This window comes from Streptomyces odontomachicola (assembly GCF_039605595.1).
GTDB lineage: Bacteria > Actinomycetota > Actinomycetes > Streptomycetales > Streptomycetaceae > Streptomyces.
In genome coordinates this window covers 169,829-194,859 of record NZ_JBCFOK010000010.1, presented here as the reverse complement: position 1 = coordinate 194,859, position 25,031 = coordinate 169,829, and the positions used below count along the sequence as shown (strand labels likewise).

Below are 25,031 nucleotides of genomic sequence, written 5' to 3'. Positions count from 1 at the left end.
CCTAGCACTCCCGTGCAGCGCGCGGGCCGGGAAGGATGCCGTGCATGACCGACGCACCCAGCACTCCCGTCTCCCTCGCCGAGGCCCTGGCCTCCTTCGACGCCCTGTGGAGCCCGCGGATCGTCACGCGCGTGAACGACTACGACGTACGCGTGGCCAAGGTCGAGGGCGAACACGTCTGGCACGTCCACGAGGACACCGACGAGTTCTTCCTCGTACTGGACGGCGAACTGCACATCGGGCTGAGGGAGTCCGGGAACGAGCGCACGGTGCGGCTCCCGCGCGGCGCGGTCTTCACCGTGCCGCGCGGCACCGAGCACAAGCCGTACGCGCCCGGCGGCGCCGCGATCCTGCTCTTCGAGCCCACCGGGACGTCCTCGGTGGGCGACCGCCACGAGGAGGTACCGGACCACGTGGACGCGACGACGGGCCACCGCCTCGGTGCCTGAGCGCCACGCGCCCTCACCCTCACCCCGCCCACGCCTCGGCCCCGAAGGCGCCCTTCACCTCGGAGGCGAGGGACGCCGCATCCACCCTGGCCGTCAACGCGTACACCGTCGTCTTGCGTACTCCGCGCACGCTGAGCCGCACGGGGCTCTCCCCCGGGTGCTCGGCGAGCATGCGCTTGAGCTCGCGCACCGACCGCTCGGTGACGCGGTGTTCGGGCAGGGCGAGGTGCACAGGAGGCCGTCCGCCGTGTTCGGCGGAGGACACGTCGAGCACGGCCAGTTCCTTCCCGAAGAGATTCAGGGTGCCGTCGCGGTCCTCCAGCTTTCCGCGTACGGAGACCGCGTCGTCCTCCACCAGGGCGTGCTCCACGAGCTCGTACGCGGCGGGGAAGAACAGCACCTCGATCCCGGCGTCCCGGTCGGCGAGCTGGACCACGGCCCAGGCCCTGCCCTGCTTGGTGACCTTGCGCTGAACCCCGGTGATCAGCCCGGCGAGCCGCACCTCGCCGCTGGTGCGCCCTGAGGCGAGCAGGTCGGCGACGGTGCAGTCGCGCGCGCCCGCGAGGAGATGCTCGGCCCCGTCCAGCGGATGCGCGGACACATACAGACCGAGCATCTCGCGCTCAGCGGCGAGAAGGTGCCGGCGCGACCACTCCTCCCCACAGACGGCGAAGTCCAGCCCGGGGGACTGGACTTCGCCCCCTTCCCCACCCACCCCCGCGAACAACTCCTCCTGCCCGAACCCCGCCGCCTTCTTCACCGGAACGAGCGCGTCCACGGCGTCCTCGTGCACGGCATGCAGCCCCTTGCGCGAGTGTCCGAGCGAGTCGAAGGCGCCCGCCTTGATGAGGGATTCCACGGCGCGTTTGTTGAGCGCGGGCAGCGGGGCCCTGTCGAGGAAGTCGGCGAAGGAGACGAAGGGCCCGCCCTCGCGCCGCGTCCGCACGATCGCCTCGATCACGCCGTCCCCGACGTTGCGCACCGAGCGCAGCCCGAACCGTACGTCGTCGCCCACAGCGGTGAATTCCGCGGCGGATTCGTTCACATCGGGCTGGAGCACGCGGACGCCGTTGCGGCGCGCGTCGGCGAGATAGACCGCCGCCTTGTCCTTGTCGTCGCCGACCGAGGTGAGCAGGGCCGCCATGTATTCGGCCGGGTAATTGGCCTTCAGGTACGCGGTCCAGTACGAGACCAGCCCGTACCCGGCGGTGTGCGACTTGTTGAAGGCGTATCCGGAGAAGGGCAGCATCACGTCCCACAGAGCACGCACGGCCTCGTCGGAATATCCGTTGGCGCGCATTCCGGCGTGGAACTTCTCCCATTCGGCGGCCAGCACCTCGGGCTTCTTCTTGCCCATGGCCCGGCGCAGCATGTCGGCACCGCCCAGGGTGTAACCGGCCAACTGCCGCGCGATGGCCATGATCTGCTCCTGGAAGATCAGCAGATGGTGGGTGGAGCCGAGGATCGGGTCCAGCGCCTCCTTCAATTCCGGGTGGACCGGGGTGGGCTCCTGCTTTCCGTTCTGGCGCAGCGCGTAATTGGTGTGCGCGTTGGCGGCCATCGGGCCTGGCCGGTAGAGGGCGTTGGCGGCGGCGATGTCCTCGAAACGGGTGGGCTCCATCAGCTTGAGCAGGGCGCGCATGCCGCCGCCGTCGAGCTGGAAGACGCCGAGCGTGTTGCCGTCGGCCAGCAGCCGGTAGGTCCGCGCGTCGTCCAGCGGGATCACGAGGGTGTCCTCGGCACCGCCGTCCCCCGAGGTGCCCTCCTCCGGCTCGACGGTGGCCAGCCGCACGCCGCGGTTCTCCCGGATGTTCTCGAGGGCCTGGTCGATGACGCCGAGGTTCCTCAGCCCCAGGAAGTCCATCTTGACCAGGCCCATCGCCTCGCACGACGGGTAGTCGAAGCCGGTGATCCGTACGCGGTCCGAAGCCCGCATGTGCAGTGGGATGCGGTCGGTGAGCCGCGTCTTGGAGAGGATCACCGCGGCGGCGTGCACACCCGTGCCGCGGGTCAGGCCCTCCACGCCGCGCGCGGTGTCGATCACCCGCCGCACATCAGGGGCGCCCTCGTACAGCTTCCGGATCTCACCGGTCTCCGCATACCGCTCGTGCGCGGGGTCGAACAGCGCCTCCAGCGGCGCAGGCTTCCCGTTCTGGTCCGGCGGCAGGGCCTTGGTGATGCGCTCGCCGTGCGCGAAGGGGTAGCCCAGGATGCGCGCCGAGTCCTTGATCGCGTTCTTGGCCTTGATGGTGCCGAAGGTGTTGACCAGCGCGGTGTACTCCTCGCCGTACTTCTCCGTCACGTACCGCACCATCCGGTCCCTGCGCCGGTCGTCGAAGTCCAGGTCGATGTCGGGCGGGTTGATGCGCTCGGGGTTCAGGAAGCGCTCGAAGAGCAGGCCGTGCTCCAGCGGGCACAGCTCGGTGATCCGGACCGCGTACGCCACCAGCGAGCCCGTGGCCGAGCCGCGCCCTGGACCCAACGGCACCCCGTTCTCCCGCGCGAAGCGGCAGATGTCCGCCACGACCAGGAAGTACGCGCTGAAGCCCATCGGCCCGATCACCGCCATCTCGGTCTCGAACCGCTCCAGCACCTCCGCCGGCACCGGGTCCCCGTACCGCCGCACCAGACCGCGCAGCACCTCGGCGCGCAGCCAGGACTCCTGCGTCTCGCCCTCGGGTACGCCGGGGAAGCGCGGCATCTCGTCGCGGTGGTCGAAGACCTCGTCGTACGGTTCGACGCTCTCGGCGATGAGGAGGGTGTTGTCGCAGGCCTCAGGCAGTTCCGCGAACAGGCGGCGCATCTCGGCCGCCGTCTTGAGGTGGTAGCCGGAGCCGCTGAAGCGGAAGCGGCGCGGGTCGTCCTTGTTCTTGCCGACGCCGATGCACAGCAGGTTGTCGTGCGCCTCGGCCTGGTCCTCGGTGGTGTAGTGCGCGTCGTTGGTGGCCAAAAGCGGCAGGTCCAGGTCCCTGGCCAGGCGCAACAGGTCCTCGCGTACCTCGCGTTCGATGTCCAGGCCGTGGTCCATCAGCTCCAGGAAGTAGTTTCCCGCGCCGAAGATGTCCCGGTACGCCGCTGCCGCCGCGCGCGCCTCCGCGTACTGCCCGAGGCGCAACCGCGTCTGGATCTCCCCTGAGGGGCAGCCCGTGGTGGCGATGATCCCCTGCGGGTGCTCGGCGACCAGTTCCCGGTCCATGCGCGGCTTGCCCGCGGGGAACTGGCCCTCGTAGCTGGCGCGGGTGCTCAGCCGGAAGAGGTTGCGCAGGCCCTCCGCGTTCCGCGCCCACATGGTCATGTGCGTGAAGCGGCCGCCGCCGGAGACGTCCTTGGAGCCCTCGCCGTCCTCGCGCACCGCGCGGCGCCCGCCCGGGCCCCAGAACTCCTGCTTGCGCGAATGCCGCGAGGAGGGCGCCACGTACGCCTCGATCCCCAGGACCGGCCTGACCCCCTCGAAGTCCCTTGCCACCTGGGCGAATTCATAGGCTCCGAACATGTTGCCGTGATCGCTCATGCCGAGCGCGGGCATCCGCTGCCGCTCCGCCTCGGCGAACATGGGCCGCAGCTTCTGCGCGCCGTCGAGCATCGAGTATTCCGTGTGGTTGTGCAGATGCACGAAGGAATCCGGCACGGGTGGGTCACCTCCGGGCGGCGTACGGGCAGGGTCCGTCGCGGGCGCGGCGCCTTAGGCTGCCGCTGAGCACGCCCTTTGCGCGGGCTTCCGCTCCCCGACCCGGCACATCAAAGCCAGCTGCGCGGCCCGCATCAAACAACCGGCGGACCTGCTTCGTACAACCATGCGTTGTATGCCTAGACTCCGGCGCGTGGACCTCACCGCCGTACGCACCTTCGTCACCGCCGCCGACACCGGGCAGTTCCAGGACGCCGCTGCCGAGCTGGAGATCACCCAGCAGGCCGTCTCCAAGCGGATCGCCGCGCTGGAGAAGAGCCTCGGCGTGCGGCTGTTCACGCGCGGCGCGCGGGGCGCCCAGCCGACCATCGACGGGCAGGCGTTCCTGCCGCACGCCCGCGCGCTGCTCCGAGCCGAGGAGCGCGCGGCGGCCTCGGTGCGCCCCGGGAGCCGGGCGCTGCGCGTGGACGTCATCGGCCGCCGCGTCTCCACGGCGGGGCTGCTGCGCGACTTCCACCGCACGCACCCCGACGTGGAGCTCGACGTCGTCACCCTCTACGACGTCGACCAGGCCGTGTCCGCGCTCCGCTCGGGCACCATCGACGCGACCTTCCGGGCGGTGACCATGCCGGGCCGGGAGCTGCCCGCGGACATCGAGACCGCGCGGGTCTTCGACGAGCCGCTGGAGCTGTTCACCGGTCCAGGCCATCCGTACGCCGCCGAGCGCGCGATCGCTCCGGCACAGCTCGCCGGGCACCGGATCTGGATGCCCGGCAACGCCGAGGGCACTGAGTGGGCGGCCTACTACGATGCGCTGGCCTCGGAGTTCGGGCTCAGCATCGACGCGGTGGGGCCCGACTTCGGGATCGAGGCGCTGCTGGACACCGTGGCCGCTTCCACCACGCTGGCGACCTTCCTCAGCGAGCGCACGCCGCTCGTGTGGCCCGCGGGGCACGACATGCGCCGCGTGCCCCTGCACGGCCCGACGCCGGTCTACCCGCACTCACTGCTGTGGCACACGGACAATCCGCACCCCGCGCTGCCGAAGCTCCGCGAACACCTGCGCTCCGCGCAACTCCGGCTCCCCGCGCGGGAGATCTGGGTGCCGGGGTGGGTACGCGGGTGAGGCGCGGGCCGCGGGGGCGGCGGGGTGCGGCGACGGCGTGGAAAGGCGTACCGCTTCCCCGTAGCCCCATGGCAGTCTCGCTCCATGGCTCCCTCCATGGACTATCTCCCCCATTTCCGGCGCGAGGCGCGGGCGTTCGAGGACGTGGCGCGCGCGGCGGTGGGCGTCGAACCGGCGCCGATGGTCCCCACCTGCCCGGACTGGGCCATGGGCGACCTGATCGTGCACCTCGGCTCGGTGCACCGGTACGTCGCCCGCCTCGTACGCGAACGCCTCACGGAGCAGCCGGCCGGCACCGACCTCGGTTTCCTCCAGCTTCCCGAGGACGTACGGGGCTGGCCGCGCCCGGAGGAGGCGCCGAACCGGGGGCCGGTACCGGGAACGCTGGTGGACTGGTACGCGGAGGGGGTGGCCGCACTGGCCGGACTCTTCTCCACTTCCCCCGACACCACCCCGGTGTGGACCTGGTCCAGCGATCAGACCGTCGGCTTCTGGAAGCGCATGCAGACCATCGAGGCGTCCGTGCACCGCTGGGACGCGGAGCGCACCGCGGGCCGCGCGCCGCGTGCGGTGGACGGGGAGCTGGCGGCGGACGCGGTGTCGCAGACGTTCGAGTACATGGTGGAGGCGCGCCGAAAGTGGCGGGAGGCGCCGCCGGGCGCGGGCGAACGCTTCGCCTTCCACCGCACCGACGGCCCCGAGTCCTGGCACGTCACCTTCGAGGACACCCACCTCCACCTGCACCACGGCCCCGCCCCCGCCGACCTCGAACTCTCAGGCACGGCCTCGGACTTGATGCTGTTCCTGTGGCGCCGCATACCGTCCCACGAACTGCCCTCAGCAAAGGGCGACCCCTCACTCCCGGACCGCTACTTCACGTTGGCACCGCCGATCTGAGGCGCGGGGCGGGCCCCGGAAAGGCTCACGGATGCATCCGCGCCCCCTTGAGTACCTTGTCCACCGCGTTGCGCGGGCCGTAGACGGCGAGGCCGACCACGTCCAGGTGGGCGGTGGGGACGGCGCGGACCGCCGCGCGGTTGTCGCGGTCGTTGCCGGTGGTGAAGAGGTCGGCGGTGAAGACCGAGCGGGGCAGCGCGCGGTTGAGGGCGCGCTGGTGCGCGGTCGCCAGGTTCTCCTTCGTGCCCTCGAAGACCAGCACGGGCTGGCGGAACATCGGCAGGTACGGGGTGTCGTCGGCGTCCGCGTACGGTTCGCCGATCACCTCGGGCACCTCCGTACCCAGCCCGCTGACGAGAAAGGCGGTCACGTTCAGCCGCTGCCAGGTCTCCAGGTCTTCCCGCAGCAGTACGGCGATCTTGGTATCGAAGCGGACGGGGGTGTCGGCGGCGGGGGTCTCGGTCGTCGTGCTCATGCCCCGATGCTGCCGACCCGGCCTGAGCGCGGTCTTGTACGTTTCTTGCATGGTGCCCCGACAGATGGTGCCCCGGCAGCAGGTCTCCGCCTGGCGGCCCGCCGTTCCCGGTGTCGTGGAAGTGCTGCATGCGCGGTTCACCGAGCATGCCTATCCGATGCATGTGCACGACGCGTGGACGCTGTTGATCGTGGACGACGGGGCCGTGCGGTACGACCTGGACCGGCATGAGCGCGGGACCCCCGGGGACACCGTGTCGCTGCTGCCGCCGCAGGTGCCGCACAACGGGTCGGCGGCCACCCCGCAGGGGTTCCGCAAGCGCGTGCTGTATCTCGATCTGGACGAGCTCGATGAACGGTTCATCGGGCCCGCTGTCGACGGTCCCGATCTGGTCGATCCCCTGCTGCGCCGGCGGGTCGGCCAGCTCCACGCCGCCGTCGCGCGCCGGGGCGACGAGCTGGAGGCGGAGAGCCGCCTCGCGCTGATCGGCGACCGACTGCGCGGGCTCCTGCGCCCGCGCCTGGAACTCCCCGGAGCACCCCGGGACACCGCGCGCAGCGTCGCCCACGACCTGCGCGATCTGCTCGACGAGCGGCTGGTGCCCGGCATGGCGCTGGAGGAGGCCGCCCGGCTGCTGCACGCGCATCCGGCGCACCTGGTACGGGCGTTCAGCGGCGCCTTCGGGATCGCGCCGCACCAGTACCTCATGAGCCGCCGGGTCGACCGCGCACGGCGCCTCCTCCTGGAGGGGCGGCCGGCCGCCGAGGTGGTCACCGCCACGGGCTTCTACGACCAGCCCCATCTGACCAGGCACTTCAAGCGGATCCTGGGGACGACGCCCGCACGCTTCGCCCGCTCGGGACGAGCAGCGACAACGGCAACGACAGCAGCAGCCGGCACCGACACCTGACCCGCGCGGCCCGCCCCGTACGGGACTCGCGACTCAGCCCCCGTCCAGCTCCAGCACCGTCTGCAGCAGCCCCGGGAACCTCTCCCCGAACTCCGGCCGCAGCGAGACCCAGCACCGCGTGCCCTCGGGGCGGCTGTGGGTGATGCCGCCCTGCCGGAGCTTCTTCATGTGGTGGCTGAGCGTCGACTGCGCGAGCTCCAGGTCGAAGTCGCCCGCCAGGTGCTCCTTGCCGTCCAGCAGTACCCGCACGATCGCCCGGCGGCTCGGGTCGGCGAGCGCCGCGAGCGCGTCGGAGAGCGACACGGCGGAGAGCTGCGGGTGTTCGATCGAGCGCATGGCATCACCGTAACCCGTCCATCGATAATCGACGATCGTCGATGTAGAGTTTGCGGGCCCACCGTCGAAGGGAGAACGCCGTGATCGTCGATCACCGCACGTACACGATCCAGCCCACCCGCGTGGACGACTGGGTCGCCCTCTACCGCGAGAAGGGCTTCCCGCTCCAGGAGAGGTACCTCGGTCGCTGCCTCGGCTGGTTCGTGCCGGTCGAGGGGCGGCTCGACCAGGTCGTCCACCTGTGGGCGTACGAGAGCCAGGCCGACCGCGAACGCCGCAGGAACGCCCTGTACGCGGACCCCGCCTGGCAGGAGTACGTGGCCGAAATGAAGCGCGAGGGGCTCCTGTTGAACATCGAGAACCGCATCCTCAAGCCCACCGACTTCTCCCCGGTGCGGTAACCGGGCCCCGATCGCGGACCGGCGGCCGGCCGCACGCACCCCCGCGCGACCGGCCCCGCTCAATCCCGGTCGACGTGCTCCCGCAGCACCTTCCGGTTCGACGCGTCGATGTCGTACGTCGTCTTGTTCCAGTCCTTCGGCGTGACGACGTCCACGGACCAGATGGTCTTGCCGCTGTCGTCGTCGTCCAACTCCACGGCGGCGACGGTCCCTTCCTTCTTGTCCGTCGCCGTCGCGGCCGCCTGCCGCGCGCTGACCTTCGCGCCGTCCAGCCGCTTCGCCAGCTTCTTGCGGTCGTCCTCGTCCTCCTGCTTGACCTGCGGCTGCTGCGCCTTGCCCCCGACGGCGTCGACGCGTACGACGTGTGCCGTGCCGCGCGAGGTGGCCACCTCGGTCACCCACACGGGATGGCCGTCGGTACCGGCCTTGAGCTCGGTCGCGACCGGCTCGGTGTCGGCCACGACGTCGGTGGCGGCGGCGAACGCCTTGTCGTACCCCACCTTCGCCTTCGGCAGCAGCTCCTTCCGCTCCCGCTGGTCCTCGGTGAGCTCGCCCGCACCCGCCGAACTCCCGCCGCCCGAGCGCGAGGCGGACGGCGAGGACGGGGAGGACGGGGACGACCCCGACGACGACGGCGAGGCACCCCCACCCCCGCCTCCGCACCCGGCGAGCAACGCCCCCGCCGCGGCCAGCGCGCACACGCCGCCCGCGACACGGCGTACCGACGGCAGCGCACGCGCCACCGCTCCGGCGCCCACCGCCTCATCCCCACGCACGGCCCCTTCTCCGTGCCCGGCCTGCTCCATCGCATCTGTCTCCATATAGGGACCATAGGTACGAAGGGGGCGCCAGCGGCGGACGCGCCCCGGTACGTCGTCAGGCTGGATGCGGTCCGCCAGGCGGATGCCCTCTGCCGCCACCCCGGGGCAGCGCGCCTCCCGGCGGGGAGGATCACGCAGCGGCGCCGTGCACACGGCCACCGCCACGCGTCCCTGCCCGTCCGCACGCGTACCGAGCCGTACGCGCCGATCCCGAGGAGTCTGCCGACGCATGCCGCCCACCTCCCCGTCTTCCTCCGAGCCCGCAGTGTGCAAGAGGCTCGCCAAGAGCTTCGCCCGGCTCTACGCGCACACCGTGCTGCGCCCGCTGCTGCACATCGACCCGCGCGCGTCCTTCGACGTGAGCGGCCGGTACGAGCTGCGAGACGCCGTGTACGCGGAGGAGCCGCAGCCCGTACGGATCTCCGTGATCGGCGACTCCTGCGCGCTGGGCCTGGGCGTACGGGCGCGGGACGAGGCGCCGGCCGGCGTGGTGGCGCGGTCCGTGGTGCGGGAGTTGGGCCGCCCGGTGGACCTCCAGGTGTGCGCGGCGGTGGGCACCGGCACCTTCGGGCTGGCCCGGTGCGTGGCCAAGGCGCGGCAGCACCGGCCGCATGTGGCGCTGTTCGTGGTGGGCGGCAACGACACGCTGCTGCCGCTCCCCGTGCGGTGGGCGGCGCGGCGGCTCGGCGGGTACGTGAGCGAGCTGGCCGCGCGCGGCACCTCCGTCGTGGTCACGACCTCGCCCGACACCGGGAGCAGCGGGCTGTTCTCGCGTCCGGTGCGGGCGTTCCTCACCTGGCGCTCGCGCAGGACGGGCGCGCTCCAGGCCGTGCACGCCGTGCGGCACGGGGCGCGGGTGGCGTCGCTGGCCGACCCCGCCTTCCGTGAGCGCCCGCACGAACTGCTGTCGGCCGACCGCTTCCATCCCTCGGCCGCGGGATACGCGCGGCAGTGCGCGCGTATCGCCCTCGACGTCGTCGCCGCCGCGGGCGGCCCGGCCCCCGAGGACTCGGCGCGGCCCCGGGAGCTCCCGCTGCGCAGGGCGGCCCGGCTGGCCGCCCGCACCCAGGACGCCCATCTGACCTCCAGCACGACTCCGGGCCGGGCCGTCCTGAGCGTGCGCCCGCCCGGGGCAGCGGCCGCACCGCCGCCGTCCCGTGCGCGCCGCGGCGCCCCGCAGTACGCCGAAGCGCCTCGCTGAGCCCGCGCCGCACGGGAGGAGCCCGCCGAACCCGCGCTGTGCGCGGGCTCCCTCCGAACCCGCCCCGTACGAAGGAGCCCGCTCAACTCGCCCCGTACGAGAGCACCCGCTGGCCTCCCCTCGTACGGCGGCGAGTTCGGCTCATGCGGTGAGGTGGGTGACCGGCGTGGACTCCGTCGCCGGTTCAGGGCGCGGGGCCGCGCGCCGCCGGCCGGGCAGGCAGCGCCAGACGGCCAGTCCTGTGAGGGTCACCACCGCTCCCGCCACCAGCGCCGCGTGGGTCATGCCCCAGGTGAACGCCTCCGAGGCGCTGTCGAGCAGGCGTTCCCGTGACCCGGCCGGCACGTGGTCGGACAGCGCCCTGGCGGCCAGGATGTTGTCGGTCGCGGGGTCCAGCGCGGCGGGGGCGTGCGCGGCGGCGAGGTCGCGGGACATGCGGTCGCCGTATCCCGCCGCCAGCACCGAACCCTGCACCGCCACGCCCAGGGCCACCCCCACCTGGCGCGTGGCGTCGTTGACGGCCGAGCCGAGCCCGGCCTGACCCTCCGGCACCGCGTCCATCACGCTCGCGGTCGCGGCGGTCGCGATCAGCCCCGCGCCCGTACCGGCGATGATCTGGAAGGCGGCCAGGGGCGGATAGCCGGAGTCGGGGCCGATGCCCGCGAGGACCGCGAATCCGCCGGCCACCACCGCGAGGCCGAGCAGCAGGGTGGCGCGCTGGCCGCACCGTGCGCCCAGCCGCACCGACAGCGCGGCGCCCACGATGAGCCCGCCGGGCAGCGGCAGGGTGCACAGGCCGGCCCGCCACGGGGAGTAGTCCAGCACCCCTTGCAGATACAGCGTGGCCACGAAGAGCGAGCCGTACAGCGCGAACGACATCATCGCCAGCGCTCCCGCCGACAGGCTGATCCGCCGCTGCCCCAGCAGCGCCGGCGGGAGCATGGGGTGCGGGGTGCGCCGCTCCCACAGCACGAAGAGCACGAGCAGCAGCCCGGCACCGGCGTACCCCGCGAGCACCTCGGGACTGGTCCAGCCGCGCCCCGGGCTCTCGATGATCGACCACACCAGGGCGAGCAGTCCCGCGGCGGAGAGCACGGCGCCGGGCGGGTCGGCGCGCGTACCCCGTACGGGGCGGAACGCCGGTACCAGCCACAGCGTGAGCGCGACGATGGCCAGCGCGAAGGGCAGGTTGATCCAGAAGGCGGCGCGCCAGGAGAACTGGTCCACCAGCCAGCCGCCGATCACGGGGCCGCAGCCGCCGCCGAGGCCGCCGACCGCGGTCCACAGCGCGATCGCGCGGGCCCGCTCCGCCGGGTCGGGGAACAGCGCGCTGACGATCGAGAGCGTGGCGGGCATCAACAGGGCGGCGCCCGCGCCCATTCCGGCGCGCGCCGCGATGACCTGCGCGGGGTCGGCGGCGACCGCCCCGCACACCGAGGCCAGCGCGCAGACGTACACGCCGCACACGAACGCGCGCCGCCGCCCGAGCCTGTCGGTCAGCGCGCCGACGGTGAGGACGAGGCCGCCGAGCACCAACGCGTAGGCGTCGACGACCCATTGGGTCTCGCCCATGGAGGCGTCCAGGTCGGCCTGGAGCCCGGGGACGGCCACGTTGAGCACCGTCAGGTCCAGCCCGAGGAGGAAGAGCCCCAGGCACAGCGCGGCGGTCGCGGCCCACCGGCGGCGGGGAGCGAGCGGAGTGTGGTCCATGCTGCCCCGGGCTACCAGACCGGTACGCCCCAGGCCCCGCACCGGCCCGCGCCCCGGGGCGAGTCCCCTCGATTGCCCCGCGCTCGTGCCCTCGCCATCGCGCCCCGCCGTCGTGCCCTCGCCATCGGTCACGCGCGCGGCCGGTGGTGACCTACCGTCAGGCGATGACCGCCGACGTTCCCCGCACCCCTGACGCCCTCATCGCCCGCATCCACCGCGTACTGGCCGAGGACCCGCGCGTGCTCGCGGCCTGGCTGAGCGGGAGCAGGGGGCGCGGCACCGCCGACGCGTACAGCGACGTGGACGTGTGGCTCGTGGTGTCCGCCGACGACCTGCCAGGCTTCGTCGCGGACTGGCCCGCGCTGTCCGACCACGTCACACCCACCGTGCTGCGCCGACAGGTGGGCGGCGCCCCGGTGTTCACCGCCATCACGCCGGACTGGCTGCGCTTCGACGTGGCGATCGGCACCCCGGACGACGTGCCGGAACGCAGCCGCTCCACGCTGGAACCGCTCTTCGACCGCGCGGACCTCACCTCCCGGCTGAGGATCGAGGGCGCACCGCAGCCGCCCGATCCGGAGCGGGTGTCCGCGCTGACCACCGAGTTCCTGCGGGTGCTCGGGCTGCTGCCCGTCGTGCTGGGACGGCGGGAGTACGTGGTCGCCGCCTCCGGTACGGGGCTGCTGCGGCAGCTCCTGATCCAGCTACTGGTGGAGGACGTGGCCGTGGAGGACCGCGGCGGCGCCCTGCGCCTGAACGCGCTGCTGCCCGCGGAACGCCTCGCCGCGCTCGCCGCGCTGCCCCCGGTCGAGGCCACCCGCGCCTCGGCGGTCGCCGGGCACCTCGCCTGCGCCCGCGCGTTCCTGCCGGCCGCGCGGGAGGTGCACCGGCGCTGCGGTCTCGAGTGGCCCGGCGGTCTGGAGCGCGCCGCGCTCTGGCACCTGCGCGCGGCCCTCGGCGCCGAGTGGGACCTCGTACCGGAGTGAGCCGCGGGCCGGCCTGCGTACCGCTCCCGCGTGCAGAGCCCCCGCCCCCGGTCCATAGTGACAACGGTCGGTGACCCCCACTCTGCGAAGCCCTGCGAGAACCTGCGACACCCTGCGAGGCGGGCCATGAGCCATACCGCCGAGGAGGCCGCTCCCGCCTCCTCCGCCGCCGTCAAGCTGTCCCTGCCGAGCCTGGTCGCGATGGTCGTGGGCTCGATGGTGGGCGCGGGGGTGTTCTCGCTGCCGGGGCGGTTCGGCGCCGAGACCGGCGTGGCGGGGGCGCTGATCGCCTGGGCGGTGGCGGGCGCGGGGATGCTGACGCTGGGGCTGGTCTTCCAGTTCCTCGCGACGCGCAGGCCCGATCTGGACGCCGGGGTCTATGCGTACGCGAAGGCCGGCTTCGGCGAGTACCTCGGCTTCTTCTCCGCCTTCGGCTACTGGGCCAGCGCCTGCGTGGGCAACGTGACCTACTGGGTGCTGATCATGTCGACGCTCGGCGCCGTGTTCCCCGCGCTGGGCGAGGGCGACACGGTGCTGTCCGTCGTGGTCTCCTCGCTCGGCCTGTGGGGCTTCTTCTTCCTCGTACGGCGCGGGGTGCAGGAGGCCACGGCGATCAACAGGATCGTCACCGTCGCGAAGATCGTGCCGATCCTGGTCTTCATCGTGCTGGCGCTCTTCTACCTGGACCCCGGCGTCTTCGCGGACAACTTCGCGGGGTCTGCCGACGCGGGATCGCTGTTCGAGCAGGTGCGCGGCACGATGCTGGCCACCGTCTTCGTCTTCCTCGGCATCGAGGGCGCGAGCGTCTACTCCCGGCACGCCAGGCGCCGCGAGGACGTGGGCCGCGCGACGCTGCTCGGCTTCGCGAGCGTCTTCTGCGTCTTCGCCTCGGTCACGATCGTCTCGTACGGCATCGTGCCCATGGACCGCATGGCCGGGCTGCGGCAGCCGTCCATGGCGGGCGTGCTGGAGGAGGCGGTGGGCACCTGGGGCACGGTCTTCGTCAGCGTCGGACTGATCGTCTCGGTGCTGGGCGCCTATCTGGCCTGGACGCTGATGGCCGCCGAGGTGCTGTACGTGGCGGCCAAGGACGAGGACATGCCCCGCTTCCTGCGCCGGACCACCAAACGGGACGCGCCGGTGTCCGCGCTGCTGCTGACCACCCTGCTCTCCCAGGTCGTGCTGGTGATCACGCTCGCCTCCGGCGACGCCTTCGACTTCGCGCTCGACCTGACCAGCGCGCTCTCGCTGATCCCGTACCTGCTGGCGGCCGCCTTCGCGGTCAAGCTGCTGGTACGGGGCGGCCCGGCGGGGAGCACGGGCGCTTCGGGCGGCACGGGGACGCTGGTGATCGCCGCGCTGGCGACCGTCTACACCGCGTTCCTGATCTACGCGGCCGGGCTCAAGTTCCTGCTGGTCTCCTTCATCGTCTACGCGCCCGCCACGATCCTGTTCCTGATGGCGCGCAGGGAGCAGAACCGGCGGCTGTTCAGCGCGCGCGAGGTCGTCGTCTTCGCCGTCTCGCTCGCCGGTGCGGTGCTCGGCGTCGTCTCGCTGGCCCTCGGCTGGATCGCCCTGTGAGCAGGGCCTGTACGGGAAGGATCACGTCATGACCGCCGACAGCCCCGCTTCCCCCCAAGCCCTCGGCGTGCACTCCGAGGTGGGCCGCCTGCGCAAGGTCCTGGTGTGCGCGCCGGGCCTGGCACACCGCAGGCTCACCCCCACCAACAGCGACGACCTGCTCTTCGACGACGTGATGTGGGTGGAGCAGGCACAGCGCGACCACGCGGACTTCGTGCGGAAGCTGCGCGCACGCGGCGTGGAGGTCGTGGAGCTGCACGAGCTGCTGGCCGAGACGCTGGCGCTGCCCGGGGCACGCGACTGGCTGCTGGACCGCAAGGTCACGGTGAACCAGGCGGGCATCGGCCTCGTCGAGGACACCCGCGCCTTCCTGGAATCGCTGCACCCGCAGGTGCTCGCCGACTACCTCATCGGCGGGCTCGCCACTTCCGACCTGCCCGACGGCTTCCGCTCCAGCCGCTATCTGGCGCTGGCCCGGGAGTCCACGGGGCCGCGCGAATACCTGATGCCGCCGCTCCCCAACACTCTCTACACCCGCGACACCACCTGCTGGCTGTACGGAGGGCTCACCCTCAACCCGCTGTACTGGCCGGCCAGGCACCACGAGACGCTGCTGATGAAGGCCGTCTACACCTTCCACCCGGACTTCGCGGGCAGCACCGTGTGGTGGGGCGATCCCGAACGGGACTGGGGCCAGGCCACGTTCGAGGGCGGCGACATCATGCCGGTCGGACGCGGCGTGGTCCTCATGGGCATGAGCGAGCGCACCTCGCGGCAGGCGGTCACCCAGGTCGCGGCGACGCTCTTCCGCGAGGGAGCGGCCGAGCACGTGGTCGTCGCCGGGATGCCCAAGCTGCGCGCGGCGATGCACCTCGACACCGTCTTCACCTTCGCCGACCGCGATCTGGTGACCCTGTATCCGCACATCGTGGACGGCATCCACGCCTTCTCGCTGCGCCCCTCGGGCGACGCCGCGGGCGTGCACGTCACCGACGAGGGCGCGGGAACCTTCGTCGACGTGGTCGCCCGCGCGCTGGGGCTCGGGTGGCTGCGCGTGGTGGAGACGGGCGGCGACGACTACGCGTCCGAGCGCCAGCAGTGGGACAGCGGCAACAACGCCGTGGCGGTCGAGCCTGGCGTGGTCTTCACGTACGACCGCAACACGCTCACCAACCACCTGCTGGAGGACGCCGGGGTCGAGGTCATCCGCATCGTGGGCGGCGAACTCGGCCGGGGCCGCGGCGGCGGGCACTGCATGACGTGCCCGTTGGTGCGCGACCCGGCGGACTGACCGGACCGCGCCCTCCGTGCCTCCCCCAAGATCCACTCTCCGTCGCGTACCGGAGAATGGCCCGCATGAGTCGTTTTTCCGGATCACGTTCCCTGCCGAGCAGACCCAGCCGGCGCGCCCGGCACCGCGCCACGATAGGCACGGCGAGCGCGGCGCTCGCCTCCGTGGTGCTGCTCGGCGGCTGCTCCCCCGACGACCTGGCCGGGGACGACGGCGCCCCCTCCTCCGCGCCCGGCAACGGATCGGGCCACGCGGTGAGCCCGCTCGACAACCCCGACGGCACCAAGCCCGGCCTGGCGCCGCTCACTTCGGACGCCGACAAGGCGAAGGCCCGCGCCCTGATCGAGAAGGTCGCCACCAAGGGCCGCGGACCCAAGACCGGCTACGAGCGCGACGAGTTCGGCTATGCGTGGAAGGACACGCTGCCGCGCGAGGTCCCGTACGCGCGCAACGGCTGCGACACGCGCAACGACCTGCTCAAGCGGGACGGCCGGAAGGTGCGCTACCGGGGCGGCTCGGACTGCGTGGTGACCTCGATGACGCTGGACGACCCCTACACCGGCAAGACGATCGACTGGCGCAAGTCCCGCGCCGTGGCCGTGCAGATCGACCATGTGATGCCGCTCTCGTACAACTGGCAGATGGGCGCCTCGCGTTGGCCGAAGGAGAAGCGCGAGAGCATCGCCAACGACCCGCTCAACCTGCTGCCCGTGGACGGTCCCGCCAACGGCGCCAAGAGCGACAAGGGCCCGGCGAGCTGGCTGCCGCCGGACAAGGGCGTCCGCTGCGCGTACAGCGTGCGCTTCGCGCAGGTCTCGCAGAAGTACGAACTGCCGGTGACCGCGCCCGACAAGCGGATGATGCTGCGCCAGTGCGGGGGCTGAGCCCGGAGTGAACACCGGTGCGGCGACGGCCCCTCCCGGGGCACACTGCACCCGTGGAGACTGAGGCGTTCATCGAGGTACTGCGCACCGAGGGGCGGCTGTTCGCGGACGCGGCGGCCAAGGCGGATGCGGAGGCGCCGGTTCCCGCGTGCCCCGGCTGGCGGGTACGGGATCTGGTGGAGCACCTGGGGTCCGTGCACCGCTGGGCGCGCGGCTATGTGACCGAGGGACGGCAGCGGCGCGAGCCGCTGCCCGACCCGCCGTCCCTGGCGGCGGGCGAACTGGCGGAGTGGCTGCGCGAGGGCCACGAGGCGCTGGTCGCCGCGCTCGCCGCCGCCCCGGCCGGCCTGGAGTGCTGGAGCTTCCTGCCGGCGCCCTCGCCGCTGGCGTTCTGGGCCCGGCGCCAGGCGCACGAGACCGCGGTGCACCGGGTGGACGCCGAGGCAGCGCTCGGCGCCGGACTCTCGCCCGTGGCGCCGGAGTTCGCCGCCGACGGCATCGACGAGCTGCTGTGCGGCTTCCACGCCCGGCACAGGTCCCGCGTACGCACCCCCGAGCCCCGCACGCTGCGGGTGCGCGCCACCGACGTGCCCGGCGCCGCGTGGACCCTGCACCTGACGCCCGACGCGCCTCCCCGTACCGAACGGGGCGGCGAGAGCCCCGCCGACGCCACCTGGGCGGGACCGGCCGGCGAGATGTATCTGACGGTGTGGAACAGGACGCCGGAGCCGCCCGAGCGGCAGACCGTCTCGGGGGATGCGTCGCTGGTGCGGCTGTGGCGGGAGTCGAGCGGGATCTGACGAAACGTCACGGAGCGGGAGCCGCGGGGCTCACGAGCGCCACCACGGCTCGCGTACGGCCAGGCCCTCGGAGGTCTCGCAGCCCGCTCCGTTGGAGACCTGGTGGGAGTCCAGGTTCCAGCCGACCACGCCGTTGCCCTTGCGGCCGAGTTCGATCAGCCGGTCCGACTGCGTGCGCGTGCCGTCGGTGACCTCGCAGCGCACCACCGCCGTCCAGGAGCGGCCGTCCACCGCGGCCGCGAAGGCCAGCACGGGGAGCACGAGCACGGTCAGCGCGAGCGCGAGGCCCTGTTCGGCCGCGGCCCAGCGCCGCAGCCACCGCGGGGAGCCGTACGCGTCCGGGCGCGGCTCCCCGTGCGCGGCGCTGGGCTCACGCGTGCTTCCGCGCCGTCCCGTGCGGTACTCCACGACGATGCCCTGCCGCAGCGCGACGGCGGCGAGGAAGGTGCCGAGCCCCCACCAGGGCCCGAAGAAACAGGTCGCGATCAGCCCGGTGGCCAGCGGGTTGACCAGGCTCAGCGCCAGGTAGCGGGCGATCACGGCGGGACCCGTGCCACGGGGTACGGCGCCGCGCGCGGCGAACACGGCGAACAGCGTGCGCGAGCACACCACGCCCAGCACGCAGCCGAAGAGCGGGTTGGAGAGCACCATGCCGACCAGCACATCCGGCCAGTTGGACAGCTCCATGCCGGAGAAGACCTCGCGCACCGCGTCGCCCTCGCCGACCGTGTACGCGACCTTCACCACCGGGACGGCGAGGACCAGCGCGAGCAGCACCGTGTGGCCGGGGCCGCCCTTCTTGTCCAGGGCGCTCGCCGTGGCGCTCGCAGCAGCGGAGCGCGGATCGCCGTCGTAGGGAACGGTGTCGGCACTGCTCGGCTCGCTGGGCATGCACGGCACTGAAACAGAAAGCCGGGCCGGGACAAAGACGACTCTCCGGCCCGACGATCCGGCCCGCCGGTCCGGTCCGGCCGTCAGTCCACTCCGGTCCGGACGTCAACCCCCTCCGGCCGTCAGTCCGCTCCGGTCCAACCGCCCGCTCCGGCCCGTCAGTCCTCCGCGGCGGCGTCCGGCGTGAGGATGCCGTGCAGGAACATGTCCAGCACCTTCCGCAGCTCCCCCGCGAGGTCGAACTCCCCCGGCTCGCGGCCGATCCACTGCGTGAGCACCGCGAGGTACCCCGCCGACAGCAGCACCCCGGCCTGCGTCGCGTCCACCTCGGCCCGGACCTCGCCGCGCCGCTGCGCGTCCTCGACGATCCCGCCGAGCGCGCTGCCCAGCGCCAGGTTGTCCAGCACGTTGATGGAGCGCAGGGCAGCGCCGAACAGGGCGACGGTCTCCTCCCTGTCGGTCTCGCTGCGCTCCGCGATCTGCGCCACGTAACGCCGCAGGAAGCCGGCCACCCCGTCGCCCGCGCACTGGCCCTGCCGCGCGGCCTCCCAGGCGTCGGCGCGGCGCCGCGCCGTCCACTCCTCCAGGAACGCGATCTTGCGGCCGAAGTGGTTGAAGACGGTGGCCCGCGAGGTCTGCGCGCGCTCGGCGATGGCCTCCATCATCGTCTCCTCGTAGCCGAGCTTCACGAACAGCTCGATCGCGGCGCGGTAGATGGCGTCCCGCCGCTCGTACCGCCGCCGCGTCCGCCCGTCCCGCACCCCGGGCGCGGCCCCCTCCGCCGCCCGCGCGCCCGTGCGCACCGGGCCTGGTTCTCCCACGGGACCGCTCACCGTCTCTCCATCCCGCATGTCGTCCAACTGTGCGCCCCAGCATGCCGGTTCGCGGACGCGGGGGCGCGGCCGGGGCGCCCGCCGGCCTCAGGCGGGGTCGCGCGGGTCGGCCGCGTCGCCCGCCCAGGTCCAGCGCGGCACCTCGCTCAGCGGGTGCAGCTCGGCGTCGGTGGTGGCGCGGGAGTTCTGCTGCGCGACGCCCGCGCCGAACGCGATGTGCGAGCGCACCGCCTCGCGGAACTCCGGGTCGCCGGTCAGCCCCGCCTCGTCGAAGGACTCCATGTACAGCTCCTCGAAGCGGCGGCGCTGCGCGTCGTCGATGTCGAGCCCACGGTGCGCCCGTACGAGGTGGCCGAAGCCCAGCTCGCGGGTGAAGGTGTCGGGCCCGCCGAAGGATTCGGCGGTGAACCAGGTCAGGTGCTCGACGTGGTGCGGCCGCCGCTCGGGGAACAGGGACTTCAGCAGCGGGTCGGCGAGCACCTTCTCGTAGAAGAGCGCCTCCACCCGGTGCAGCGCCTCCTCGCCCCCGGCCTGCTCGTACATGCTCGGCATCGGCCCCTCCCCCTCCGCGGCGCGCGGACACCGCGGCCTCACGCTACTGCCGACGGGGCCGCGCCGAGCCCATGCGGCCGCGGAATTACGGCAGTTGGGGCGCCACCGGCTACCTCCGCGTGCGCCCTCACGTGCGCGCGGCGCCCTCCCCCGCCTCCGCGTACCGCCCCCGGTACCGGTGCGGCGCCTGGCCGAACTCGCGCTTGAAGGCGTGCGAGAGCGAGAAGGGCGAGCCGTAGCCGACGCGGTGCGCGATCTCCTGGACCGGCGCGTCCGTCGCGCTCAGCAGCCGCGCGGCGGTCATCAGCCGCCACCAGGTCAGATACGCCATCGGCGGCTGTCCCGCCAGCGCGGTGAACCTGCGGGTGAGCGTGGCGCGCGACACCCCCGCGCGGCCGCTCAGCTCGTGCAGCGTCCACGGCCGCGCGGGGTCGCCGTGCATCGCGTCGAGCGCGGCCACGCACACCGGATCGGTGAGCGCCCGGCGCCACCCGGCCCCGGCCGCCGCCGGGGAACCGTCCTGCGCCGGGGCTTCCGGGCGCTCGTCCAGCCATGCCCGTACGAGGTAGACGAAGACGGCGTCCAGGAGGCTGGTCACCAGGGTGCCGCTGCCCGAGCGCGGGGCGCGCGTCTCGCGGGCCAACAGGTCGACGGCGCCGCGCAGTTCCTCGTTCCGCCCCATGCGCGCGGGGATGTGCACGGTGTCGGGCATCTCGTGCAGGAGGGGGTGCGCGCGGGCCGTCCCGCGCCGGTATTTGCCGCACAGCACGACGGAGCGCGTGTCCTCTTCGGGGCGGGTGAGGTCGCCCGATGCGGGGTCCCATCGCGGGAAGGCGCGCACCTCGGCGCGCGTGGGCGGTTCCGCGCCGCCGAAGGCCAGCGCATGCCCCTCGCCGCGCGGGAACAGCACCACGTCGCCGACGCCGAGCGCGGTCGCCCGGCCCTTGCGCGGCACCAGCCAGCAGTGCCCCTCCAGCACGATGTGGAACCCGGTCCCCTCGTACGAGGCGAAGCGCCAGCCCCCGCCGTCGGCCCCGGCGCGGCCGACCGCGGGTTCGCCGGTCCGCATCGTGGCGATCACGTCGCTGAGTACGTCCATGCAGGGGAGTCTAGGCGTGGCGGCACGTTGAGCTTTTGGAGCATGCATATGCGCTCTGTGCGTATTCATCTGCGCACTGCTGCTTCGTAGTCTGATTCCCGTACGCAGCGGGGCCGGAGACGTCGGAAGGGCAGGCACGATGAACGCGGACACCATCACGCTCGGGAACGTGGACATCACCAGGGTCGTTGAGTGGAGCGGACCCGTCGGCACGGGTGCGGGGCTGGTGCCCGGTGCGCCGGCGGAGCTGTGGCGGGAGCACCGCCCGTGGCTCGAGCCTGACTTCTGGAGCGCGGAGGACGACACCTGGTTCGGCACCATGCAGACATGGGTCGTGCGCAGCGAGGGCCGCACGCTCCTGGTCGACACGGGGGTCGGCAACGGGCGCGAGCGGCCGAGCATGCCGCACTTCTCCGGCATGCGCACGGACTTCCTCGGCCGGCTGCGGTACGCGGGTGTACGACCCGAGGACGTCGATGTCGTGGTCAACACCCACATCCACTTCGACCACGTGGGCTGGAACACCCGCTGGGACGGCGGGGGTTGGGTGCCGACATTCCCGAATGCGACGTACCTGATCCCGCGCGCCGACAGGCTCCGCTTCGATCCGGCCGAACAGGGCCGCGAACCCTCGCCGCGGAACAACGACGACCTCGTCTTCCAGGACAGCATCGCGCCCGTGCTCCGCGCTGACCAGGCCGTTCTCTGGGAGGACCAGTACCGCCTGGACGGCAGCCTCACGCTCCGTACCGCCCCCGGACACACCCCCGGCTCCTCGGTGCTGCACCTGTCCTCAGGCTCCGACCGCGCCGTCTTCGTGGGCGACATGGTGCACAGCCCGGTGCAGGTCGTGCGGCCCGAGTTCAGTAGCTGCTTCTGCGAGGACCCCGCGGGGGCGGCGGCCAGCAGGCGCCGGGTGCTGGGCGAGGCGGCCGACACCCGCGCGCTCGTGATCCCCGCGCACTTCCCGGGACACGGCGCGGCCGAAGTCCGGCACGACGGCGCGGACTTCGCCCTCGCGAACTGGGCGGCCTGGCCCGCGCCGAAGCCCGGACCCGCGTGAGCCTCCGTACGGCCTGCGCCGTACGACCTGGCCGTACGGCCTTGCCCCCGTACGGCCTGTCCTGTTCTGCACCGTGCCGTCGGCGGGGGCTTGACGGCGTATCCGGGCCGCGCGACAGTGTTATTCATCAGGCGATGAATAATCGCGTGGAACGGCCACGCCGAACGACGAGCGCCGGGGCGGCCCAGCGAACGGGCACGGCCGCCCCGACCGAAGGGGGAAGAAGCGATGACCGAGCGCACGACCTGCGCCATCATCGGGGGCGGCCCGGCGGGGATGATCCTCGGCCTGCTGCTGGCCCGCGCGGGCGTCCGGGTGACGGTGCTGGAGAAGCACGGCGACTTCCTGCGGGACTTCCGCGGCGACACCGTGCACCCCTCGACACTCCAACTGCTCGACGAACTCGGGCTGGGCGAACGGTTCGCGCAGCTCCCGCAGAGCCGACTGGAGCGGCTCTCCTTCACCGGCGAGAACGGCGAGCGGCTGCTCGTGGGCGACATGCGGCGCCTCAAGGTGGCCCACCCGTACATCGCGATGGTCCCGCAGTGGGACCTCCTCGACCTGCTCGCCCGCGCGAGCAAGGCCGAGCCCACGTACGAGCTGCGCATGAACACCGAGGTCACCGGCCTGCTCACCGGCGGCGGCGCGGTGCGCGGTGTGCGCTACCGCACCGCGGCCGGCGAGACCGGCGAACTGCGCGCCGACCTCACCGTCGCCTGCGACGGCCGCTGGTCCCTGGCGCGCGAGGAGGCGCTGCTGCGGCCGCGCGAGTTCCCGTGCTCCTTCGACGTGTGGTGGTTCCGCCTCCCGCGGTACGAGGACGAGGGGGTGCGGTCGCTGTCCCCCGCGATGCGCAGGGGCGAGTTCGCGGTGCGCATTCCGCGCGAGGGCTACTTCCAGATCGGCTACATGGTCGAGAAGGGCACGGCGTCCGCGCTGCGCGCCGAGGGCGTCGAGCACTTCAGGGAGCGCATCGCGGCCTGCTTCCCCGCGTTCGCCGACCGGGTGGGCGCGCTGGAGTCCATGGACGACGTCAAGCACCTCGACGTACGCCTGAACCGCCTCCACCAGTGGCACCGCCCCGGACTGCTGTGCATCGGCGACGCGGCGCACGCCATGTCGCCCATCGGCGGGGTGGGCATCAACCTCGCCGTGCAGGACGCGGTCGCCGCCGCGCACGTGCTGGCCGGGCCGCTGCGGCGGGGGCGCCTCACGCCGCGCACGCTGGCCCGGGTGCGCACGCGCCGCCTGCTGCCGACCGTCGCCACCCAGGCCGTGCAGCGCATGCTGCACCGGAACGTCGTGACGCCCGTGATCGAGGGGCGCAGGAACGGCCCGCCGCACCTGCTGAGCACGCTGCTGCGGTACGCGCCCCGGCTCTCCTCCGTACCGGCCCGGCTCATCGGCGTGGGCTTCCGGCCGGAGCACGCGCCGGAGTTCGCGCGCAGGCGGGCGGACGGGCGGGTGCCGTAGGGCTGTTTACGCGGATGGAGCGGTCGCCCCTGGCGGGGCGGCCGTTTCGCTGTGAGGGACCGTTTCCCTGTGCGGGGCGTTTCGCTGTGCGGCTCCTCCTCGTACGAACGCGGCCGTTCCTCAGCCTCGCTCCACGCGCTGCAGGAACGCGTCCACCAGGCGGTCGGTGAAGTCCTCGTCCACGGGCTCGCCGGTCACCAGGACGCGGTAGTAGACGGGGCCGACGAGCTGGTCGGTCTCGGTTGACACGTCGAGGTCGGCGGGCAACTGCCCGCGGTGCACGGCCAGTTCGAGCGGGAGCCGGTCGCGGTCGCGCTGCTCCTCCAGGAAGCGCGCGCGGAACTCCTCGGCGAACGTCCGGTCGTGCTCGGCGTGCGCGAGCAGCGCGCGGAACACCGCGCCCGGGTCGGACTGCCCGAGAAAACCGGCCAGTTGGCGCAGGTGCGCGCGCAGGTCCCGGGCCACGTCGTCGTACTGCGGCGGCGCCAGGTCCTCGGTCACATCCAGCAGGAACGCCTCGAGCAGCACCTCCGTCTTGGTGCCCCACCAGCGGTAGATGGTCTGCTTGGCGACTCCCGCGCGCGCCGCGATGCCCTCGATCGTGACGCCCGCGAACCCCTTCTCGGCCAGCACGTCGTCGGCCGCACGCAGCACGGCGAGCCGGGCCTCCTCGCTGCGCCCGTGGCGGTTGCCGTGATGCTTCGGCGCCGTGCGGCCGCCGGCCTCCCCGCCGCCCGTTCTCGCTGTCGTTCCCATGTCGCCTCCTTCCGCCAGCATAGAAAAAGGCTCTAGACGCAACGCAACGGTGCGTCTACTCTAGAACGCATGACGAACACGAGCGCACAAACCGTCAAGAGCGCGTCGGCCGCCACGAACACGCCGGCCGGCAAGAGCACGCTGGCCGATCCGCGGGTGGAGGGCGCGCTGGAGCGGATGTTCCAGGGCGCCGAGAGGGACGGGGACTTCCTCGACCGCTATCGCGCCGAAAACCCCGGCGACTTCTACGACCTGACCCCGCGCGAGGCGGCCGAGGCCGCGTCCGGGATCTACATGCCGATCTCCGAAGCCGGCGGCCGCCTGCTCTACAGCCTGGTCAGGGCCGCGCGCCCCGACACGGTCGTCGAGTTCGGGATGTCCTTCGGCATCTCCGCGCTCTATCTGGGCGCCGCCGTACGGGACAACGGCACGGGCCGCGTCGTCACGACCGAGATGAGCGGGGACAAGATCGCCTCGGCACGCCGCACCTTCGCCGAGACCGGCCTGGACGACGTGATCACCATCCTGGAGGGCGACGCCTGCGAAACCCTCGCCGACCTCGAAGGCACCGTGGACTTCCTGCTTTTGGACGGCTGGAAGGACCTGTGCCTCCCGGTCCTCCGCCTCCTCGAACCGCGGCTGCGCCCCGGCGCCCTGGTGGTGGCCGACGATGTGGACATGGACGACCTGGGCCCGTATCTGGACTACGTCCGCGACCCCGCGAACGGCTACCAGAGCACGACCTTCCCCGTCGAAGACGGCATGGAAATAAGCTGCCGGCTCTGAGCGGGGCGGCGCTGAGCGGGACGGGTTCGCCGGTCAGCCCTCAGGCCGAACACGGCGCCGAGGCCCCACACTCGACCCCGCA

At 72.8% G+C, this 25,031-nt stretch carries 24 protein-coding genes; 14 read left to right on the top strand and 10 right to left on the bottom strand.

Annotated features, from left to right (window positions below):
- Positions 1-44: 44 nt before the first annotated feature.
- Positions 45-449 (top strand): cupin domain-containing protein, encoded by a 405-nt coding sequence (locus ABEE00_RS20085; RefSeq protein ID WP_345746952.1) that lies wholly within the window; start codon positions 45-47, stop codon positions 447-449.
- A 19-nt stretch (positions 450-468) separates the two neighbouring features.
- Here ABEE00_RS20085 and dnaE read toward each other — a convergent pair whose 3' ends face one another.
- Positions 469-4,077: a DNA polymerase III subunit alpha gene (gene dnaE / locus ABEE00_RS20080; RefSeq protein ID WP_345746951.1), complete on the bottom strand. Its 3,609-nt coding sequence runs from the start codon at positions 4,075-4,077 to the stop codon at positions 469-471.
- Positions 4,078-4,270: 193 nt separating this feature from the next.
- Here dnaE and ABEE00_RS20075 point away from each other — a divergent pair, with 193 nt between their 5' ends.
- A complete protein-coding gene (locus ABEE00_RS20075) occupies positions 4,271-5,203 on the top strand; it encodes a LysR family transcriptional regulator (protein WP_345746950.1) in 933 nt (310 codons plus the stop codon).
- 84 nt (positions 5,204-5,287) lie between these two features.
- A complete protein-coding gene (locus ABEE00_RS20070) occupies positions 5,288-6,100 on the top strand; it encodes a maleylpyruvate isomerase family mycothiol-dependent enzyme (protein ID WP_345746949.1) in 813 nt (270 codons plus the stop codon).
- 25 nt (positions 6,101-6,125) lie between these two features.
- On the opposite strand, the gene ABEE00_RS20065 is transcribed toward ABEE00_RS20070, so the two are convergent.
- On the bottom strand, positions 6,126-6,575 hold the full coding sequence (locus tag ABEE00_RS20065) for a DUF2000 domain-containing protein (RefSeq protein ID WP_345746948.1): 450 nt from the start codon (positions 6,573-6,575) through the stop codon (positions 6,126-6,128).
- Positions 6,576-6,624: 49 nt separating this feature from the next.
- On the opposite strand from ABEE00_RS20065, the gene ABEE00_RS20060 reads away from it, so the two are divergent.
- Positions 6,625-7,485: an AraC family transcriptional regulator gene (locus ABEE00_RS20060; RefSeq protein WP_451918626.1), complete on the top strand. Its 861-nt coding sequence runs from the start codon at positions 6,625-6,627 to the stop codon at positions 7,483-7,485.
- A 33-nt stretch (positions 7,486-7,518) separates the two neighbouring features.
- On the opposite strand, the gene ABEE00_RS20055 is transcribed toward ABEE00_RS20060, so the two are convergent.
- The gene (locus ABEE00_RS20055; protein WP_345746947.1) at positions 7,519-7,821 is read right to left on the bottom strand and encodes an ArsR/SmtB family transcription factor; all 303 of its coding nucleotides are present in this window, start codon (positions 7,819-7,821) and stop codon (positions 7,519-7,521) included.
- An 80-nt stretch (positions 7,822-7,901) separates the two neighbouring features.
- Here ABEE00_RS20055 and ABEE00_RS20050 point away from each other — a divergent pair, with 80 nt between their 5' ends.
- Positions 7,902-8,222: an NIPSNAP family protein gene (locus tag ABEE00_RS20050; protein WP_345746946.1), complete on the top strand. Its 321-nt coding sequence runs from the start codon at positions 7,902-7,904 to the stop codon at positions 8,220-8,222.
- Between the two features lie 59 nt (positions 8,223-8,281).
- Here the strand turns inward: ABEE00_RS20050 and ABEE00_RS20045 are convergent, their stop codons facing one another.
- Positions 8,282-9,043: a PepSY domain-containing protein gene (locus tag ABEE00_RS20045; protein ID WP_345746945.1), complete on the bottom strand. Its 762-nt coding sequence runs from the start codon at positions 9,041-9,043 to the stop codon at positions 8,282-8,284.
- 229 nt (positions 9,044-9,272) lie between these two features.
- Here ABEE00_RS20045 and ABEE00_RS20040 point away from each other — a divergent pair, with 229 nt between their 5' ends.
- Positions 9,273-10,244 carry a GDSL-type esterase/lipase family protein gene (locus ABEE00_RS20040; protein ID WP_345746944.1) on the top strand — a complete coding sequence of 324 codons (972 nt, stop codon included), beginning with the start codon at positions 9,273-9,275 and terminating at the stop codon, positions 10,242-10,244.
- A gap of 141 nt (positions 10,245-10,385) precedes the next feature.
- On the opposite strand, the gene ABEE00_RS20035 is transcribed toward ABEE00_RS20040, so the two are convergent.
- The gene (locus ABEE00_RS20035; protein ID WP_345746943.1) at positions 10,386-11,954 is read right to left on the bottom strand and encodes an MFS transporter; all 1,569 of its coding nucleotides are present in this window, start codon (positions 11,952-11,954) and stop codon (positions 10,386-10,388) included.
- Between the two features lie 164 nt (positions 11,955-12,118).
- Here ABEE00_RS20035 and ABEE00_RS20030 point away from each other — a divergent pair, with 164 nt between their 5' ends.
- From ABEE00_RS20030 to ABEE00_RS20010, 5 genes are all read left to right on the top strand, one after another.
- Entirely contained in the window at positions 12,119-12,940 is an 822-nt protein-coding gene (locus ABEE00_RS20030) for a nucleotidyltransferase domain-containing protein (protein WP_345746942.1), read from the top strand.
- Between the two features lie 126 nt (positions 12,941-13,066).
- Complete coding sequence (locus ABEE00_RS20025; protein ID WP_345746941.1) at positions 13,067-14,521, top strand: basic amino acid/polyamine antiporter; 1,455 nt, start codon at positions 13,067-13,069, stop codon at positions 14,519-14,521.
- Positions 14,522-14,549: 28 nt separating this feature from the next.
- Positions 14,550-15,812, top strand: a complete 1,263-nt coding sequence (locus tag ABEE00_RS20020; RefSeq protein ID WP_345746940.1) for an arginine deiminase — start codon at positions 14,550-14,552, stop codon at positions 15,810-15,812.
- A gap of 65 nt (positions 15,813-15,877) precedes the next feature.
- Positions 15,878-16,696, top strand: coding sequence for an HNH endonuclease family protein (locus tag ABEE00_RS20015; RefSeq protein WP_345746939.1), 819 nt, complete (start codon positions 15,878-15,880; stop codon positions 16,694-16,696).
- A gap of 53 nt (positions 16,697-16,749) precedes the next feature.
- Entirely contained in the window at positions 16,750-17,496 is a 747-nt protein-coding gene (locus ABEE00_RS20010; protein WP_345746938.1) for a maleylpyruvate isomerase family mycothiol-dependent enzyme, read from the top strand.
- 30 nt (positions 17,497-17,526) lie between these two features.
- Here the strand turns inward: ABEE00_RS20010 and ABEE00_RS20005 are convergent, their stop codons facing one another.
- The 4 genes from ABEE00_RS20005 to ABEE00_RS19990 all read right to left on the bottom strand — a co-directional run bounded on the left by ABEE00_RS20005 (position 17,527) and on the right by ABEE00_RS19990 (position 20,871).
- A complete protein-coding gene (locus ABEE00_RS20005; protein ID WP_345746937.1) occupies positions 17,527-18,387 on the bottom strand; it encodes a hypothetical protein in 861 nt (286 codons plus the stop codon).
- A 158-nt stretch (positions 18,388-18,545) separates the two neighbouring features.
- Complete coding sequence (locus tag ABEE00_RS20000; protein ID WP_345746936.1) at positions 18,546-19,220, bottom strand: TetR/AcrR family transcriptional regulator; 675 nt, start codon at positions 19,218-19,220, stop codon at positions 18,546-18,548.
- A gap of 87 nt (positions 19,221-19,307) precedes the next feature.
- Entirely contained in the window at positions 19,308-19,772 is a 465-nt protein-coding gene (locus ABEE00_RS19995) for a group II truncated hemoglobin (protein WP_345746935.1), read from the bottom strand.
- A 127-nt stretch (positions 19,773-19,899) separates the two neighbouring features.
- Positions 19,900-20,871: an AraC family transcriptional regulator gene (locus ABEE00_RS19990; RefSeq protein ID WP_345746934.1), complete on the bottom strand. Its 972-nt coding sequence runs from the start codon at positions 20,869-20,871 to the stop codon at positions 19,900-19,902.
- A gap of 139 nt (positions 20,872-21,010) precedes the next feature.
- On the opposite strand from ABEE00_RS19990, the gene ABEE00_RS19985 reads away from it, so the two are divergent.
- On the top strand, positions 21,011-21,934 hold the full coding sequence (locus ABEE00_RS19985) for an MBL fold metallo-hydrolase (protein WP_345746933.1): 924 nt from the start codon (positions 21,011-21,013) through the stop codon (positions 21,932-21,934).
- 228 nt (positions 21,935-22,162) lie between these two features.
- Positions 22,163-23,407, top strand: a complete 1,245-nt coding sequence (locus tag ABEE00_RS19980; protein WP_345746932.1) for an FAD-dependent oxidoreductase — start codon at positions 22,163-22,165, stop codon at positions 23,405-23,407.
- A gap of 120 nt (positions 23,408-23,527) precedes the next feature.
- Here the strand turns inward: ABEE00_RS19980 and ABEE00_RS19975 are convergent, their stop codons facing one another.
- On the bottom strand, positions 23,528-24,163 hold the full coding sequence (locus tag ABEE00_RS19975) for a TetR/AcrR family transcriptional regulator (protein WP_345746931.1): 636 nt from the start codon (positions 24,161-24,163) through the stop codon (positions 23,528-23,530).
- Between the two features lie 69 nt (positions 24,164-24,232).
- Between ABEE00_RS19975 and ABEE00_RS19970 the strand changes: the two genes are divergently transcribed.
- Positions 24,233-24,949 carry an O-methyltransferase gene (locus ABEE00_RS19970; protein WP_345746930.1) on the top strand — a complete coding sequence of 239 codons (717 nt, stop codon included), beginning with the start codon at positions 24,233-24,235 and terminating at the stop codon, positions 24,947-24,949.
- Positions 24,950-25,031: the final 82 nt, after the last annotated feature.